Raw genomic sequence first — 15,538 nt, 5'->3', positions numbered from 1 at the left:
TAGGATAACCTACCAAGCACTTGCTTTGTAGAGCACGGACATAAGTGGCTCGCACGGACGGTAAGGACAACCGTGACAACCCCTGCACAAACGACACCGATGGCACTGCACCAGGCCGCCCGCACGTTCGGCGCCGCACCGGCCATCGCCGACGGTGCGGTCCAACTGGACTGGTCGCAGCTGCTCGAGGCGGTCCAGGAGGTGGCGCGGGCGCTGATCGCGCGCGGTGTGCGGGTCGGCGACCGGGTGGCCATGTGGGCCCCCAACACCCACCACTGGGTGATCGCCGCGCTCGGCGCGCACTACGCCGGCGCGGCACTGGTGCCGTTGAACACCCGCTATGTCGCCGACGAGGCCGCCGACATGCTCGACCGGGTGCAGGCGAAGGCCCTCTTCGTCGCGGGGAACTTCCTCGGCCGCGACCGGCTCGCCGAACTACGCGCTGCCGCACGAGATCTCGCCATCGACACGGTGGTGGTCATTCCGGTCCAGGCGGGCGGCGAGAACACCGACATCGCCGCTCTGGACTGGTCGGAGCTGGCGACCGTCGCCGAACGGGTCACGGTGGCCGAGGCGGAGGAACGCGCCGCGACGGTCGGCCCCGACGACATCTCCGACATCCTGTTCACCTCCGGCACCACCGGTCGCAGCAAGGGCACCCTGGTCGCGCATCGGCAGGCGCTGTCGGTGGTGCGGGCCTGGGCGGAATGCGCCACGCTGCGCGGTGACGACCGGTATCTGGTGGTGAGCCCGTTCTTCCACAACTTCGGCTACAAGGCGGGCATCCTCGCTTGCCTGGTCACCGGGGCAACGATCATCCCGCAGGTGACCTTCGACGTGCCGGAGACCATGCGCTCGGTCGCCGAAGAGAAGGTCACGGTGCTGCCGGGGCCGCCGACCATCTATCAGACGATCCTCGACTTCCCCGACCGCGACAAGTACGACCTGAGCACGCTGCGCGTTGCCGTCACCGGCGCGGCGACGGTGCCCGTCGTGCTGGTCGAGCGGATGCGTTCAGAACTCGAATTCGATGTCGTCATCACCGCGTACGGCCTGTCCGAGGCCGCGGGATTCGGCACCATGTGCCGCGCTGAAGACGACGCCGAGACCATCGCGAACACCTGTGGCAGGCCGATAGCGGACTTCGAATTGCGCCTCAGTGAGGCGGGCGAGGTCTTGCTGCGCGGACCCAACGTGATGCTCGGCTACCTGAACGACCCGGCGAGCACCGCGGAAACCATCGACGCCGAGGGCTGGCTGCACACCGGCGATATCGGCACCCTCGACGACCGCGGGTATCTGAAGATCACCGACCGGCTCAAGGACATGTACATCTCGGGCGGCTTCAATGTGTACCCGGCCGAGATCGAGCAGGCACTGGCCCGGCTGGGTGGGGTAGCCGAGTCCGCCGTCGTCGGGGTGCCCGACACCAGGATGGGCGAGGTGGGCAAGGCGTACGTGGTGCGCAAGCCCGGCACGCGGCTCACCGAGGAGCAGGTGCTCGCCCACGCCACCGCCGTACTGGCCAACTTCAAGGTGCCGCGGTTCGTCGAGTTCCGCGATCAGCTGCCCTACAGCGCCGCCGGGAAAGTACTCAAGCGTCAATTACGTGAGGAGAAGTCGTAATGTCGGAACCGGCAATCCCCGTCGGGGCGGAGGGGCGGGAAGAACACAGCGCGGAGGGGCGGGAAGAACACAGCGCGGAAGGGCGGAAAGAACACGAGGGCGAAGTCGTCACCTACGAGAAGCGGGGCCGCGTCGCGATTGTCACGCTGAACCGGCCGGACTACCGCAACGCGCAGAACTCGGTGATGACCTACGCGCTCGACGCCGCCTTCGAGCGCGCCGTGGAGGACCCCGAGGTAGGGGTGATCGTATTGGCAGGCAACGGGAAACACTTCAGCGCCGGGCACGACATCGGCACCCCCGGCCGCGACCACCACGTGCGGTACCAGAACAAGGCAGCACTGTGGTGGGACCACGTCGACCGGGTCGGCGGCGACCAGCGTTTCGCCCGCGAACTCGAGGTCTATCTCGGCATGTGCAGGCGGTGGCGGGAGATGCCGAAACCGACCATCGCGATGGTGCAGGGCGCCTGCATCGCCGGTGGGCTGATGCTGGCATGGGTGTGTGACCTGATCATCGCCTCCGACGACGCGTTCTTCTCCGACCCTGTTGTCCGCATGGGCATTCCGGGCGTCGAATATTTCGCGCACCCCTGGGTGATGGGCCCTCGCGCGGCCAAGGAGTTCCTGTTCACCGGCGACCGATTCGGCGCGGCGCAGGCCAAGGAATGGGGCATGGTCAACCGGGTGGTGCCGCGCGCGGAGCTCGAGGCCGAGACCATGGCGCTCGCCGAAAAGATCGCCACCATGCCGCAATTCGGCCTCGCGCTGACCAAGAAGGCGGTCAACCAAGCCGAAGACCTGATGGGTATGCGTTCGGGGATGGACTCGGTTTTCGGGCTGCACCACTTCGCGCACGCGCACAACGCGGAAGTCGGCGCCGACGCACTGGGCGGCATGAACGCCAAGTCGATGAAGGACACGGCGAGCACCGCGGAACAGAACGGAACAACGTAGTGGATCTGGATCTCGACCAGCCGGCCCAGGAATTTCAGCGGGAGGTCCGCGAATTCCTCGCCGCGAACAAACCCACCCGACCGCTGCCCTCGATGGACACCAAGGCCGGCTTCGAGGCGCATCGCGCGTGGGAGCGCACCCTCGCCGACGGGCGCCTCTCCGTGGTCGCCTGGCCGGAGGAGTTCGGCGGACGCAACGCCTCGCTATTGGAATGGGTGCTGTTCGAGCAGGAGTATTACACCGCGGGCGCACCGGGGCGGGTCAGCCAGAACGGCATCTTCCTGCTCGCGCCGACACTTTTCGAGCACGGCACGCCCGAGCAGCTGGAACGGATCATGCCGCGGATGGCGCGTGGCGACGACATCTGGGCGCAGGCATGGTCCGAGCCGGAGGCGGGCAGCGACCTGGCAGGCATCCGCTCCACCGCCCGCCGCACCACCGGTGGCTGGCTGCTCAGCGGCCAGAAGACCTGGAGTTCGCGCGCCGCTTACGCGGACTGGGCGTTCGGGCTGTTCCGCAGCGACCCGGAGGCCGAGCGACACAAGGGCCTCACCTACATGATGTTCCCGCTGACCGCCGACGGTGTGCAGGTGCGCCCGATCGCACAGTTGGACGGCGAGCCCGGCTTCGCTGAAATCTTCCTCGACGACGTGTTCGTGCCCGACCGCGACGTGATCGGCGCGCCTGGCGAGGGCTGGCGGGTCGCGATGAGCACCTCCAGCAACGAGCGCGGCCTCTCGCTGCGCAGCCCGGGTCGTTTCAGCGCCACCGCGCAGCGGCTGATCGATCTGTGGCTGGACAACGGCGACCGTACCAACACCACCCAGCGTGACGCCGTGGTGGACGCGTGGATCGGCAGCGAGGCCTACCGCCTGCACACCTTCGGCACCGTCACCCGGCTCGACGAGGGCGGAAAGCTGGGCGCCGAATCCTCGATCACCAAGGTGTTCTGGTCCGAACTCGACATCGCCATGCACGAGACCGCGCTGGCGGTGCTCGGCGGGGCGGCCGAGCGGTCCGGGGCGTGGACCGACGGATATCTGTTCGCGCTGTCCGGTCCGATCTATGCGGGCACCAACGAGATCCAGCGCAACATCATCGCCGAGCGGTTGCTCGGACTACCGAGAGGAAGCAGCCGATGAGTGTGCAATACCTGTCCGGCGACTACCCGTCTCGAGCCATCTATTGGTCTGCTTCTACGACGCGGGAGTCGCATATGGAAGGGAGGGCTCGATGAGATTCGCGCTGAGTTCCGAACAACTCGACTTCGGCACAAGTCTGCGCAAGCTGCTCGACGCGGGGCGCACGACGAATGCGGTGCGCGCCTGGGCCGCTGGTGACCCGCGCCCCGGCCGCGCACTGATCAGGCAGCTGGCCGAGGCTGGTGTCCTCGGCCTCGCCGTCGCCGAGGAACACGGCGGCGTCGGCGCCGAGCCGATCGATCTGGTCGTGGCGTTCCAGGAGATCGGGAGGTCCGCTGCGCCGGGCCCGCTCGTGGAGACTGCCGCAGCGATACCCGCTCTGCTGCAAGCACTTCCGGATCAGAGTCTGGCCGCACGGTGGCTACCCGGCTTCGCCGGGGGCGCGGCGCTGGGCACCGTGGCCTTCGCGACACCCGGCCAGAGCAGCGTCGCCCTGGACGCCGACACCGCCGAGGTCGTGCTGCACGTCGACGGCACCCAGCTGAGCACCGGCCATCGCGCCGGCCTGGTGCGGTCGGTCGATGCCCCGCGCAGGTTGTTCGCCGTCGACGCCGACGACATGGTCGCCGAAGGGCCGCAGGTGCGCGTCGCCGCCGCGGCCGGGTTCGACACCGGCGCGCTGGCCTGCGCGGCTCAGCTGCTCGGCGCGGGTCGGTCGCTGCTGCACGCTGCCACCGAATACGCCAAGCAGCGCAAACAGTTCGGCAAGCCGATCGGCGAGTTCCAGGCCGTGAAACAGAAGCTCGCGGACGTGCTGATCGCGCTGGACCTGGCCGAGCCACTGCTCTTCCGCGCCGCGCTGACCATGAGCGAACCGACCCGCGCCCGTGACGTATCGGCCGCCGTGATCGCCTGCGGCGACGCCGCCTACCGGGCGGCGCGCGCCGCACTGCAGGTGCACGGCGCGATCGGCTACACCGCCGAGTACGACCTGTCGCTGTGGCTGACCAAGGTGACGGCGCTTCGCTCCGCTTGGGGCACAACGGATCTGCATCGTTCCCGGATCGCTCGCGCGCTGCGCGACGACACCGTCGAAGACCGCGCACTGCGAGGCACCGCATGAGCACTTCCGAACATCAGGAGTTCATCGCGTCGGTGCGGGCGCTGCTCACCAAGCACGCCGGGTCCGCCGCGGTACGTGCGGCGATGGATACCGAGTTGGGCTACGACCCAGCGTTGTGGCGGCTGCTGTCCGAGCAGATCGGGGTGGGCGCGCTGGCTATTCCCGAGGAGTACGGCGGTTTCGGCGCCGGGCTGGTCGAATCCCTTTTGGTGGTTGGCGAAGTGGGCCGAACACTCGCGGGTGTGCCGATGCTCGGTTCGGCCGTGGTCGGTGCGCAGGCTGTGCTGCTGTCGGACGATGCCGAGGCGTGTGCGCGGCTGCTGCCCGGGGTCGCCGAGGGCGCCAGGACGATCGCGGTCTGCTGGGCGGACGAGGGCGGCTGGGACGAGTACGGCGTGCGCGAAGCGGACGGAGCGCTCACCGGCACGGCGCACTACGTGCTCGACGGGATGTCCGCCGACACCCTCGTCGCCGTGACCCCGACCGGCTTCTTCGAGGTCGAGCCCACCTCCGCGGATATCACCCTGCGGTCCGCACCGACCATGGACCCCACCCGCAGGCTCGCCGAGATCGCCTTCACCGCGGCGCCCGCCCACCGCCTCGGCTCCGGCGATCCGACGGCCGCCATCGCGCGGCTGCGCGAAATCGCTTGGGCCGCTGTGGCCGCCGAGCAGGTCGGTGCCGCGGAACGCTGCCTCGAGATGACGGTGCAGTACGCCAAGTCCCGGGTGCAGTTCGGCCGCGTGATCGGCAGCTTCCAGGCACTCAAACACCGCATGGCGGATATGTATGTGCTGCTGGAGTCTGCCAGGTCCGCGTCCGTCGCGGCCACCGCGGCCGTGGCGACGAACAGCCCGTCGGCCGCCGAGGACGTGTGGGCCGCCCGCGGGCACTGCTCGGAGGCGTTCTCCGCCATCGCGGCCGAGACCATCCAGCTGCACGGCGGCATCGCGATCACGTGGGAGCACGACGCGCATCTGTTCTTCAAGCGCGCACATGGGGATGCCCAGTTGTTCGGCACGCCGCGGCGGCCGATTCAGTCGGCGTGAGGCCGTGGCGGTCTCCCACCGACTGAGCCGGGTCGCGGCGTGGTTCGACCGCTTGCGGTGGCCGACCTCACGAGAGATAGATAGTTAGTTTATATAATAATATTTCCGTGCAGCATGCTCAAGTGACCACAGCGGATGACATCGTCGTCGACCTCCTCGTCACCGCGGGCAGGCTCACTCGGCTGGCCGGGATGATCAGCGGCGACGATCTGCCGCGGGCCACATTGCGAGCACTCGCGGTGCTCGACGAACACGGTGCTGTGCGGGTCAGTGAGTTCGCCAGGATCGACCGATGCTCACAGCCTGCGGCAACGGCGCTGATCGGTAAGTTGGTCGCGGAAGAATTCGCGACCCGGCGCAGGGATCCGGGCGACTCCAGAGCCGTAGTCGTCGAACTCACCGCGGCCGGCCGCACTCGGCTCGCCCAGTCCCGCCAAGCCTTCGCCGACGCGATCGGCGGACGCCTTTCCGGCTTCGACACCGCACGCCTCGTGCGGCTGGACGCCGAACTACATGAACTGCTGGAGGCCTTGAAAACGGCAACGCGACAGCACGATCCGACATCGAGGGAACACCGATGAGCACTTTTGCTGGCCATCGGCATGGGCATCGCGACCGGTCCGCTGGTCGGCGGTGTGCTCGGCGGAATCAGTTGGCGCGGACCGTTCTTCGGTGTCTCGGCGCTGATGGCCATCGCGCTGGTCTGCATCGTCACATTGCTGCCGGAAAGCCCCGAGCCCACGCACCACACCTCGATCGCCGCGCCGTTCCAGGCCCTGCGCCACCGCGGGCTGCTGATCGTCAGCCTGACCGCGCTGCTGTACAACTTCGGCTTCTTCACGCTGCTCGCGTACACACCGTTCCCGCTGGACATGGGCACCTACGCGATCGGCTTCATCTTCTGCGGCTGGGGAGTACTGCTGGCGCTCGCGTCGGTGTTCCGCGCTCCGCGGCTGCAGCGCCGGTGGAGCACTCGACCGTGTCGGCGGCCTACAGCTTCGTCCGCTTCGCGGGCGGCGCCGTACCTGGCGGGCAAGCTGGGCGAGCACAGCATCGCACTGCCGTTCTGGGTCGGTGCTGCGTGCACCGCCGCCGCGGTGGTCGTACTGCGGCCGGTCGCGCGACCCTCGCGCACGTCGATGACCACGACCCGGCGCCCCACAGCATCGAGGAAGCGCAGGCCATCACGGTCGGCGACGATCAGACGCGCACCGGAGGCAGCAACGAGCGTGGCAGCCTCGGTCGTTTTCGGCCCGGGCGCCAGCCGCCGCCAGGAGTACGGTCAGGAGGTATGACCGAAGCGAAGCGGGGACGTGTCAGGGTCGAGACCAGCCAGAAGCGGGTGCGGGTCTATCTGGGCGGGCAGCTGGTGGCCGACTCCGCCAAACCGGTGCTCGTGTGGGAGAGCCCGCACTATCCGACCTACTACCTGCCCGTCGCGGATGTGCGCGCGAAGCTCGAGCCGAACGGAACCACCCAGCACTCCCCCAGCCGCGGCGACGCGACCGGCTACGACGTCGTGGTGGACGGCACGACGGGCGCCGGCGCGGCGGCGCGGTATCACGATTCACCACTCGCCGAACTGCGCGAACTGGTCCGGCTGGAGTGGAACGCTATGGACGAATGGTTCGAGGAGGACGAGCCGGTCTATGTCCACCCGCGAGATCCGTACTCGCGGGTGGACATCCTGGCCAGCTCGCGACATGTGAAGGTGGTGATCGACGGCGTCACCGTCGCCGACTCGCACTCGCCGCGCGTCCTCTTCGAAACCGGCTTGCCCGCACGGTTCTACCTGCCGATGACCGACGCCAGGATGGACCTGCTGAAGGCATCCGACACGCACACCAGCTGCCCCTACAAGGGCACCGCCGACTACTGGACCGTCCACATCGCCGACAAGGAATATCCCGACTACGCCTGGGGCTATCGCACCCCGCTCCCGGAAAGCCAGAAGGTCGCCGGCCTGGTCTGCTTCTACAACGAGAAGGTAGACATCTACGTCGACGGCGAACTCCAGGAACGGCCCCACTCACCGTTCAGCTGAGCTGAATCCCCCGCGCCGCACGGCAAGGTGGAACTGTCCAGCGCGCACCAAGAGCGCCGACGACGCCCCTCGGGCAGCCACCGATCGAGCAGCGCTCGGCGCGCTTGGATCACGGCCTCGGCGCGCACGGTTTCCACCGCCGTTTTCCATCCCGCCGTCCGGACCGAGGCCGAAGCCGGTTCCGCTGGGCGCGGCGGTGTGGGCCACTCGATCAGACCGCGACCAGCGGCGGGTTGTCCTCTGCGCGGCGGAATCGGCCTGGGGCCAGGCCGTATTCGCGTTTGAATGCCTTCGCGAAGGCGAATTCCGAGGTGTAGCCGACCTGGCGGGCTACGCTGCCGAGACCGCTGTCGGTTTCGCGGAGCAGACGGGCGGCGGTGAGCATGCGCCAGCGGGTCACATACGCCAGTGGCGGTTCGCCGACGGTCGCGGTGAACCGGCGGGCGAGGGTGGCGCGGGAGACACCTGCTACGTCGCTGAGATCGGGAACGGTCCACGCCTTCGCGGGCTTCTCGTGCACCGCACGCAGCACCGCTGCGACCGCGGGATCGGCGAAAGCGCCTGCCCAGCCGGTAGTTTGCGCGTCAGCTTGCTCGTCGAACCAGGCGCGCAGGATGAACAGCAGCAGCGTTTCCAGCAGCGCGGGTACGGCGGCGTCGCTGCCTGGCCTCGGCTCGGCGATCTCGGCGGCCAGCAGATCGACTGCGCCGCGCAGCGCCGGGTGACGGCCGGGACGCGCTGCGAGATGGATGAATTCGGGCAGATCGTCGAGGATCGGATGGCTGCGCTGCCTGCCGAGTTCGTATGCACCGCACAGCAGCGCGGTCCGCACGCCAGGCCCCACGATCTCCCTGGGCTCCCCGGGCAACGCCGTCTCGGTGACCGGACTGTCCAGGCTGTCGACCAGATCGTGATCGGCGCCGCGCGGCATGAACAGCACGTCCCCGACCCCGAGCGCCATCGGCTCGCCGCTCGGCGGCACCACCCAGCACGACCCCTGCATCACCACGTGAAAGCCCGCGCCGGGCACCACGGGATACTTGCGGCCCCATGGGGCGTGCCGGATGAACAGGCCGGAGGTCGGACTGCCGGTGCGGATGGCCGCGATGGTTTCGCTGAGGATGTCCACCGTGTCACCGTAGCACTCTCAAAATGAGAGTTTCAGGCATATTTGTGAGTGTTGCAGCCATTGGTTTACTCATCTGCCAGTCATAGATTCTGATTCATGACATCGACGAACACCACCGGGCCCACCACCAAGACCATCGCCGTCTACGGCGCCACCGGCCACACCGGCGGTTATCTGCTCGCCGAACTGCGCCGCCGCGACATCACTCCAGTATTGGTGGGTCGCAACGCCGATCGAATCCGGACCGCCGCGACAGCCGCGGGCCTGCCCGGCGCCGAGGTACAGGTCGCGGATCTGACCGATCACGCGGCCCTCGTCGCGGCTTTCAGCGACACCGACGCGGTGATAAGCAGCCTGCCCGCCTACGTGAACCACGGTCCCGCAGTGCTCGCGGCGGCCATCGACGCGGGCGCGCACTACACGGACATGTCCGGTGAGCAACTGTTCCTGAAGCGGGTTTTCGAGGAGTTCGGACCGCGCGCCGAGGCAGCGGGCGTGAGCGTGGTCTCCGGTATCACCGACAGCAATCTGCCTGGTGATCTGCTCGGCTACCTCACCACCCGCCAAGCCGCCGGACCGGCCGAGGTGGTGGTGAGCCACCTGAGCAAGAGCGGCGGCCACGGTTCCAAGGGCAGCGCGAAGACCGTGTTCGCCAGCCTGGACTGGTTCCGCAGCGGTGGTTGGCACTACGCCGACGGCACACTGCGCACCGGCGCGACCGCACGCCACGGAAAGATGATGTTTCCCGGCGACACCCAGCCGACCGCGGTCGCGAAGTTCCCGCAGCCGCCGGTCCTGACCATCCCACGGCACTCGGACGTCTCCTATGTCGAGGGCGTCCTTGCCACGTCGATCCTCGACACGCTGAGCGGGTTCACCGCCGACATCATCGACTCGCTGCCCGACGCACCCAGCGCGGACCTGCACTACGACCTGGTCGTCGATGCCTTCGGCGCGGACGGCCGCAACGTCCGCGGCGTGGTGCGCGGTGTCGACTCCTACCGTGATTCGGCGCTGATGGCGGTCGAGACCGCCGTCCGCCTGACCGAAGGCGCCACCCGGCCGGGTGCGCTCGCCGCCGCCGAAGCCTTCGACGCGGCCGACTTCCTCGACGCGCTGGCGCCGTTCGGAATCACCTGGCACATCGAGGCGGATCGAGCGGGCATAGTCGAATGATGACCGACAACCGACCGCCACTCGCCGTCGCACTCGATCTCGCACCCCATCCCGAGGGCGGCTGGTACCGCGAGACCTGGCGCAGCGCCATCGAATTCGCGCCGGCGGACTACGACGGTCCGCGCGCGACCGCGACCGGGATCTACTTCCTGCTGTTGCCGGGCGAGCGGTCGGCCCCGCACACGGTGCGCTCCGACGAGCTGTGGCTCTGGCATCGTGGCGGCCCGCTGGCACTGAGCATCGACGGCGAGGAAGTGATTCTCGGCCCCGACGTGGAGCACGGACAGGTGCCGCAAGCGGTGGTGCCCGGCGGTGTCAGCCAGGCGGCCCGGCCTGCGGGCGAGGACTATGCGCTGGTCAGCTGCATCGTCTCGCCGGGATTCGACTTCGCCGACTTCCGGATGGACTGAGCTCAGCGCACCGGAACCGCGGCCAGCTCTGCGAACTCGTGCGGGTCGTGCGCACAGAACAGCCACACCCGGTCACCGTGCTCGGCGCGCAGCGTGCGCAACCGCTCCAGGTTCTCCACTCTCGCCCGTCCCAGGGTGCTCGCGAGCACCTCGAAGACGCCGAGCCCGACAGGCGGACGCGCCTTCACCGAGGCCAGCTGTTTGTGATGAAAATAGGCGTCGCCGCAGTGCAACAGCCAGCCGTCGCTCTGCCGGACCGCGACGCCGCTGTGCCCTCGGGTGTGCCCGATCAGCGGAATCAACAGGATGTCCTCGAGCACCGGCACCGCGGTGAAGCCGAACCACGAATCGGCGCCGGTTTCGTGTGCGAGCCAACGGGGCCCGTGCTCCCACTGGCACTGCCGGTAACGCAGCTTCTCGCCGAGGGTCGGGCGCTGGGTCGCGGCGTCCAGTTCGTCGGCGAAGACATGCACGGTGGCGTCCGGGAAATCGGACAGCCCGCCCGCGTGATCGAGATCGAGATGGGTCAGCACGATGTGCCGGACGTCCTCGCGCCGATAGCCGAGCGCGCGGATCTGGTGCAACGCGGTCTGTTCCGGACGCAGCCGGGGCCGCAGCAGCCGTCCGGTGCCTGCGCCCAGCCTGCTCGCGTCGATCACATCGGCCATGCCGAACCCGGTGTCCACCAGCACGAGCCCATCGGCGGTCTCCACGAGCAGGCAGTGGCCGACCAGCGCGCCGGTCAGCAGCCCACCGCTGCCGAGCAGCGCACGCCCGCCGACCGGGCACATCGTCGCGCAGTCCAGATGCCGCACCAGCATCGCGGAAACTCCCTCCTGCGGCGCCGGATCCGATCCGGCTCGCCGGTATTTCTGTTTCCGTCAAGGTAGCGGGATCACGGCACGGCCGCGACAGCGCGGTGTCCGGCACGGCGATCGGCAGGCGAACCGGGCACGCGGACGGCGCGGGTAGCCAGGTTACTCAGGGATTTCGAGCACGCCCTCGTCCACGGCCCATTTGATGGTGCGCTCCAGCTGCGGGCAGGAGTCGGGACGACCCGGCCCGAAGCCGTTCGCGCTCAGCTCGGCGAAGACCGGGCAGTGACTGGCCGGGTCGTCGGTCCACTGCACCGAGGTCTGGTGCGAACTGCTCTTGCGCACCAGCACCTCACTCCGGCAGGCCTGACACCGCAGCGGAGTCAGGCCGTCCTCCAGGTAGCGCTGCTTGTCGACGACGGTCTGAGCGCGCACTTCGGCCCGCCGACCGGGCTGGTCGGCGAAATCGGGTGCCTTCGCCCAGGTGACCATCAGACGTTGGCCTCGGCTTCCTCGACCTCGCGCTTGCGCCGCAGGTTCTCCGCGACCTCGGCTTCCCATACCTCGTTCGCCTTGCTGGTGTCCACCTCGAACTCGAAGCGCTGGGTCATCTTCTCAGTGACGTCGGCCAGGTCGACGTAGAACTGGTCGTACCAGCGACGCAGCTGGTAGACCGGGCCGTCCTCTTCGCACAGCAGTGGGTTCTCGACCTTGGACTTGTGCTTCCAGATCTCGACGTCCTGCAGGAAGCCGACGCTGATGCCCTCGGTCATCTTCTCCGCCAGTCGGTCGGCCATATCGCCCTCGACGCCCTTCGGCTTCTCCAGCGTGATACCCCACTGCAGCACGAAGGAGTCCTGTGTCACCGGGTAGTGGCAGTTGATCAGCACGCTTTTGACTTCGTAGCCGCTGTAGATGTTGATCAGCGGGTTGATCATGTACGACGGCCCGAAGTACGACGCCTCCGACTTCAGCAGGGTGTCGCCGCCGTACTTGGAGGCCATTCCGATGTCCGGCCTGCCTTTGGTCTCCAGGAACTGGGTGGCGATGTGGCCTTCGAAGACGTTCTTGAAGTACGTCGGGAAGGCGAAGTGGATGTAGAAGAAGTGTGCCATGTCGACCACGTTGTCGATGATCTCGCGGCAGTTGGCGCCCTCGATCAGCATCGAGTTCCAGGTCCAGTCGGTCCACCCGCTGTCGATTTCCTCGGTCGGGTTGCCGTCCGCATCGGTGTAGGGGCCCTTGATGTGCGGGATGGCGACCTCGGGCGGTGGCTGGGTACCCTCGTGGTCGTGCCAGACGAACAGCTGGCCGTTGCGCTCCAACGTGGTCCACTTCCTGGTGCGCGCCAACGGCGGCACCCGCCGCGCGTAGGGAATCGCCGTGCATTTGCCGTTGCTGCCCGACCAGCGCCAGTCGTGGAACGGGCATGCGATGTCGTCGCCCTTGACCTCGCCCATGGTCAGGTCGCCGCCCATGTGCCTGCAGTAGGCGTCGAGTACCCGCAGTTCACCGTGGCTGTCGGCCCAGACGACGAGCTTGGTCCCGAACACGTTGACCGCGTGCGGCTTGCCGTCACGGAACGTCTTGGCCAGGCCAAGGCAGTGCCATCCCCGGGCATACCGGCTCGGCGTGGTGCCGACATCCAGATCCCGGACCCTCGCACCGCTCCGCGGCGTTGAATGGGCCGCCTCGCGGGTCCCTACGGGGTTACGCACGCTGCCGCCTCCGGGCCCGTCGCTCGGCGGCGGTGGGGTAACTGCCATCGCGATTCCTCCTTCTGTACTAGAACACGTTACAAAATTGACGTCCTCGACGCCAGCGATTCACCCCACTTCCTGCATGGGTCCATTCACGACATAGGGTGAACACCGGTTCTCGACAGAAATAGGAACCTGTTCTAGTCTCAGAGACAAATGAGAGTTGGTTATCAATCGACCAGGCAGGAGCAGGTCCCGAGATGACGCGAGAAGTGACCGAACGGGTCGAAGCGCTGTTGCCGACGCTGCGCGAGCGCGCGCAGGAGGCCGAGGACCTGCGGCGCATCCCCGACGAAACCATGAAGGCGTTGCAGGAGACCGGCTTCTTCCGGCTGCTCCAGCCCAAGCAGTGGGGCGGCCACGCGGCCGACCCGGTGCTCTTCTACGACACCGTACGCAAGATCGCCAGCGCGTGCGGATCCACCGGCTGGGTGGCAGGCATTGTCGGCGTGCACAATTGGCATCTGGCCCTGTACGCGCAGCAAGCGCAGGAAGACGTCTGGGGCGAGGACACCGAAGTGCGGATCTCCTCGTCCTACGCGCCGATGGGGGCGGGCACGGTCGTCGACGGCGGCTACCTCGTCAACGGCGCGTGGGCCTGGTCGTCCGGTTGCGACCACGCGACCTGGGCGGTGCTCGGCGGTCCGGTGATCAAGAACGGCAAGCCGGTGGACTTCGGCAGCTTCCTCATCCCCCGCGACGACTACCGCATCGATGACGTATGGAACGTGGTCGGACTGCGCGGCACCGGCTCCAACACCGTGGTGGTCGAGAACGTCTTCGTGCCCTCACATCGGTTCCTGAGCTTCCGCGCCATGAGTGAGCTGAAATCGCCTGGTCTGGAACAGAATTCAGACCCGGTGTACAAAATGCCCTGGGGCACTATCCATCCCACCACCATCTCCACCCCGATCGTCGGCATGGCCTACGGCGCGTACGAGGCGCACGTCGAGCACCAGGGCAAGCGCGTGCGCGCGGCCTATGCGGGCGAGAAGGCCAAGGACGACCCGTTCGCCAAGGTGCGCATCGCGGAGGCGTCCAGCGACATAGACGCGGCATGGCGGCAGCTGTCGGGCAACGTGACCGACGAGTACGCGCTGCTGGTGGCGGGCAAGGAGATTCCGTTCGACCTGCGCGTGCGGGCGCGGCGCGACCAGGTGCGAGCCACCGGCCGCTCGATCGCCGCCATCGACAAGCTGTTCGAGAGCTCCGGCGCGACCGCGCTGGCGAACGACACTCCACTGCAACGCTTCTGGCGTGACGCGCACGCGGGCCGGGTGCACGCGGCCAACGATCCCGAGCGCGCGTACCTGATGTATGGCACGCACGAGTTCGGGCTGCCCGTCACCGACGGCATGGTATAGGGAGCGACCGTGACCTCGACCGTGGAACTCACCGCCGAATCGACATCGCGCTACGCGCAGGTACGCCCCGACCTGCGGCTGCACTACCACGAGGCGGGTGAAGGCAACGGCCCGACAATCGTCCTGCTGCACGGCGGCGGCCCCGGCGCGTCGTCGTGGTCAAACTTCGCACGCAACATCGCCGTGCTTGCGCGGAATTTTCATGTGCTCGCCGTGGATCAGCCCGGATACGGCCGCTCGGACAAGCCGACCGAGCATCCGCAGTACTTCGTGCACAGCGCCTCGGCGCTGAAGGATCTGCTCGACCACCTGCAGATCACCTCGCGGGTCCACCTGCTGGGCAATTCGCTCGGTGGTGGCGCCGCGGTACGGTTCGCGCTGGACTACCCGGATCGGGCCGGAAAGCTGATCCTGATGGGTCCCGGCGGGCTGAGCACCAATCTGTTCGCGCCCGACCCGACCGAGGGCGTGAAGCTCCTTTCCAAGTTCAACTACGAGCCGACCAGGGAGAACCTGGCGGCGTTCCTGCGCATCATGGTCTTCGACCAGTCGCTGATCACCGACGAGCTGATCGACGAGCGGTTCGCCTCGGCGAGCACGCCGGAAGCGCTGGCGGCGACCCGCGCGATGGGTAAGTCGTTCGCCGGAGCGGACTTCGAGAAGGGCATGCTCTGGCGCGACGCCTACAAACTGCGTCAGCCGGTGCTGCTGATCTGGGGTCGCGAGGACCGGGTCAACCCGCTCGACGGCGCGCTCGTGGCGACGAAGGTGATTCCCCGCGCTCAGCTGCACGTCTTCGGCGGCTGCGGACACTGGGCTCAGCTGGAGAAGTTTCACGAGTTCAACCGACTGGCCATCGATTTCCTCGCAGACGTCAAGGAGGCGCGATGAGACAAAATCGCGAAGCGCTCATCTCGCCGACAGAGTGCGGGAACTTCCGCGAG

The 15,538-nt window shown here is 67.8% G+C and carries 15 protein-coding genes and 1 pseudogene; 12 read left to right on the top strand and 4 right to left on the bottom strand.

All coding sequences use genetic code 11. The features are described from left to right. Positions 1-72 precede the first annotated feature (72 nt). From OHB12_RS27380 to OHB12_RS27345, 8 genes and pseudogenes are all read left to right on the top strand, one after another. Entirely contained in the window at positions 73-1,626 is a 1,554-nt protein-coding gene (locus OHB12_RS27380; RefSeq protein WP_442799862.1) for a FadD3 family acyl-CoA ligase, read from the top strand. Then, a complete protein-coding gene (locus OHB12_RS27375) occupies positions 1,626-2,582 on the top strand; it encodes an enoyl-CoA hydratase (RefSeq protein ID WP_327112011.1) in 957 nt (318 codons plus the stop codon). Before OHB12_RS27380 ends, OHB12_RS27375 begins: the two co-directional genes overlap by 1 nt. Further along, a complete protein-coding gene (locus OHB12_RS27370; RefSeq protein ID WP_327112009.1) occupies positions 2,582-3,724 on the top strand; it encodes an acyl-CoA dehydrogenase family protein in 1,143 nt (380 codons plus the stop codon). The genes OHB12_RS27375 and OHB12_RS27370 overlap by 1 nt, the downstream gene beginning before the upstream one ends. Positions 3,725-3,815: 91 nt before the next feature. Then, the gene (locus tag OHB12_RS27365) at positions 3,816-4,847 is read left to right on the top strand and encodes an acyl-CoA dehydrogenase family protein (RefSeq protein ID WP_327112007.1); all 1,032 of its coding nucleotides are present in this window, start codon (positions 3,816-3,818) and stop codon (positions 4,845-4,847) included. Beyond that, positions 4,844-5,896, top strand: a complete 1,053-nt coding sequence (locus OHB12_RS27360; protein WP_327112005.1) for an acyl-CoA dehydrogenase family protein — start codon at positions 4,844-4,846, stop codon at positions 5,894-5,896. Before OHB12_RS27365 ends, OHB12_RS27360 begins: the two co-directional genes overlap by 4 nt. Before the next feature lie 122 nt (positions 5,897-6,018). Continuing rightward, positions 6,019-6,477 (top strand): MarR family winged helix-turn-helix transcriptional regulator, encoded by a 459-nt coding sequence (locus tag OHB12_RS27355; protein WP_327112003.1) that lies wholly within the window; start codon positions 6,019-6,021, stop codon positions 6,475-6,477. A gap of 12 nt (positions 6,478-6,489) precedes the next feature. Continuing rightward, positions 6,490-7,094, top strand: a pseudogene (locus tag OHB12_RS27350) (MFS transporter); the annotation flags it as partial. A gap of 93 nt (positions 7,095-7,187) precedes the next feature. Continuing rightward, complete coding sequence (locus OHB12_RS27345) at positions 7,188-7,940, top strand: DUF427 domain-containing protein (protein WP_327121538.1); 753 nt, start codon at positions 7,188-7,190, stop codon at positions 7,938-7,940. A 211-nt stretch (positions 7,941-8,151) separates the two neighbouring features. Here the strand turns inward: OHB12_RS27345 and OHB12_RS27340 are convergent, their stop codons facing one another. Continuing rightward, positions 8,152-9,069, bottom strand: coding sequence for an AraC family transcriptional regulator (locus OHB12_RS27340; protein ID WP_327112001.1), 918 nt, complete (start codon positions 9,067-9,069; stop codon positions 8,152-8,154). Positions 9,070-9,165: 96 nt separating this feature from the next. Between OHB12_RS27340 and OHB12_RS27335 the strand changes: the two genes are divergently transcribed. Continuing rightward, on the top strand, positions 9,166-10,245 hold the full coding sequence (locus tag OHB12_RS27335) for a saccharopine dehydrogenase NADP-binding domain-containing protein (protein WP_327111999.1): 1,080 nt from the start codon (positions 9,166-9,168) through the stop codon (positions 10,243-10,245). Further along, positions 10,242-10,655, top strand: a complete 414-nt coding sequence (locus tag OHB12_RS27330) for a cupin domain-containing protein (protein ID WP_442799861.1) — start codon at positions 10,242-10,244, stop codon at positions 10,653-10,655. Before OHB12_RS27335 ends, OHB12_RS27330 begins: the two co-directional genes overlap by 4 nt. 2 nt (positions 10,656-10,657) lie before the next feature. Here OHB12_RS27330 and OHB12_RS27325 read toward each other — a convergent pair whose 3' ends face one another. The 3 genes from OHB12_RS27325 to OHB12_RS27315 all read right to left on the bottom strand — a co-directional run bounded on the left by OHB12_RS27325 (position 10,658) and on the right by OHB12_RS27315 (position 13,236). Next, positions 10,658-11,476: an MBL fold metallo-hydrolase gene (locus OHB12_RS27325; RefSeq protein ID WP_327111997.1), complete on the bottom strand. Its 819-nt coding sequence runs from the start codon at positions 11,474-11,476 to the stop codon at positions 10,658-10,660. Between the two features lie 156 nt (positions 11,477-11,632). Further along, positions 11,633-11,962: a hypothetical protein gene (locus tag OHB12_RS27320; RefSeq protein WP_327111995.1), complete on the bottom strand. Its 330-nt coding sequence runs from the start codon at positions 11,960-11,962 to the stop codon at positions 11,633-11,635. Continuing rightward, entirely contained in the window at positions 11,962-13,236 is a 1,275-nt protein-coding gene (locus OHB12_RS27315; protein WP_327111994.1) for a Rieske 2Fe-2S domain-containing protein, read from the bottom strand. The genes OHB12_RS27320 and OHB12_RS27315 overlap by 1 nt, the downstream gene beginning before the upstream one ends. A 194-nt stretch (positions 13,237-13,430) precedes the next feature. On the opposite strand from OHB12_RS27315, the gene hsaA reads away from it, so the two are divergent. Further along, positions 13,431-14,594, top strand: a complete 1,164-nt coding sequence (gene hsaA / locus OHB12_RS27310) for a 3-hydroxy-9,10-secoandrosta-1,3,5(10)-triene-9,17-dione monooxygenase oxygenase subunit (RefSeq protein ID WP_327111992.1) — start codon at positions 13,431-13,433, stop codon at positions 14,592-14,594. 9 nt (positions 14,595-14,603) lie between these two features. After that, entirely contained in the window at positions 14,604-15,485 is an 882-nt protein-coding gene (hsaD, locus tag OHB12_RS27305) for a 4,5:9,10-diseco-3-hydroxy-5,9,17-trioxoandrosta-1(10),2-diene-4-oate hydrolase (protein ID WP_327111990.1), read from the top strand. The last annotated feature ends 53 nt before the right edge of the window (positions 15,486-15,538 follow it).

It is taken from the genome of Nocardia sp. NBC_01730, from assembly GCF_035920445.1.
Lineage (GTDB): Bacteria > Actinomycetota > Actinomycetes > Mycobacteriales > Mycobacteriaceae > Nocardia.
Note: the sequence above shows the minus strand (reverse complement) of the source record. Positions and strands in the feature narration are given on the sequence as shown.

Excerpts from the sequence above, each read along its gene's own strand:
- OHB12_RS27320 (WP_327111995.1), bottom strand. The coding sequence starts at position 11,962 with ATGGTCACCTGGGCGAAGGCACCCGATTTCGCCGACCAGCCCGGTCGG.
- OHB12_RS27345 (WP_327121538.1), top strand. The coding sequence starts at position 7,188 with ATGACCGAAGCGAAGCGGGGACGTGTCAGGGTCGAGACCAGCCAGAAG.
- hsaA (WP_327111992.1), top strand. The coding sequence starts at position 13,431 with ATGACGCGAGAAGTGACCGAACGGGTCGAAGCGCTGTTGCCGACGCTG.
- OHB12_RS27360 (WP_327112005.1), top strand. The coding sequence starts at position 4,844 with ATGAGCACTTCCGAACATCAGGAGTTCATCGCGTCGGTGCGGGCGCTG.
- OHB12_RS27365 (WP_327112007.1), top strand. The coding sequence starts at position 3,816 with ATGAGATTCGCGCTGAGTTCCGAACAACTCGACTTCGGCACAAGTCTG.
- OHB12_RS27335 (WP_327111999.1), top strand. The coding sequence starts at position 9,166 with ATGACATCGACGAACACCACCGGGCCCACCACCAAGACCATCGCCGTC.
- OHB12_RS27375 (WP_327112011.1), top strand. The coding sequence starts at position 1,626 with ATGTCGGAACCGGCAATCCCCGTCGGGGCGGAGGGGCGGGAAGAACAC.
- OHB12_RS27315 (WP_327111994.1), bottom strand. The coding sequence starts at position 13,236 with ATGGCAGTTACCCCACCGCCGCCGAGCGACGGGCCCGGAGGCGGCAGC.
- OHB12_RS27325 (WP_327111997.1), bottom strand. The coding sequence starts at position 11,476 with ATGCTGGTGCGGCATCTGGACTGCGCGACGATGTGCCCGGTCGGCGGG.
- OHB12_RS27330 (WP_442799861.1), top strand. The coding sequence starts at position 10,242 with ATGATGACCGACAACCGACCGCCACTCGCCGTCGCACTCGATCTCGCA.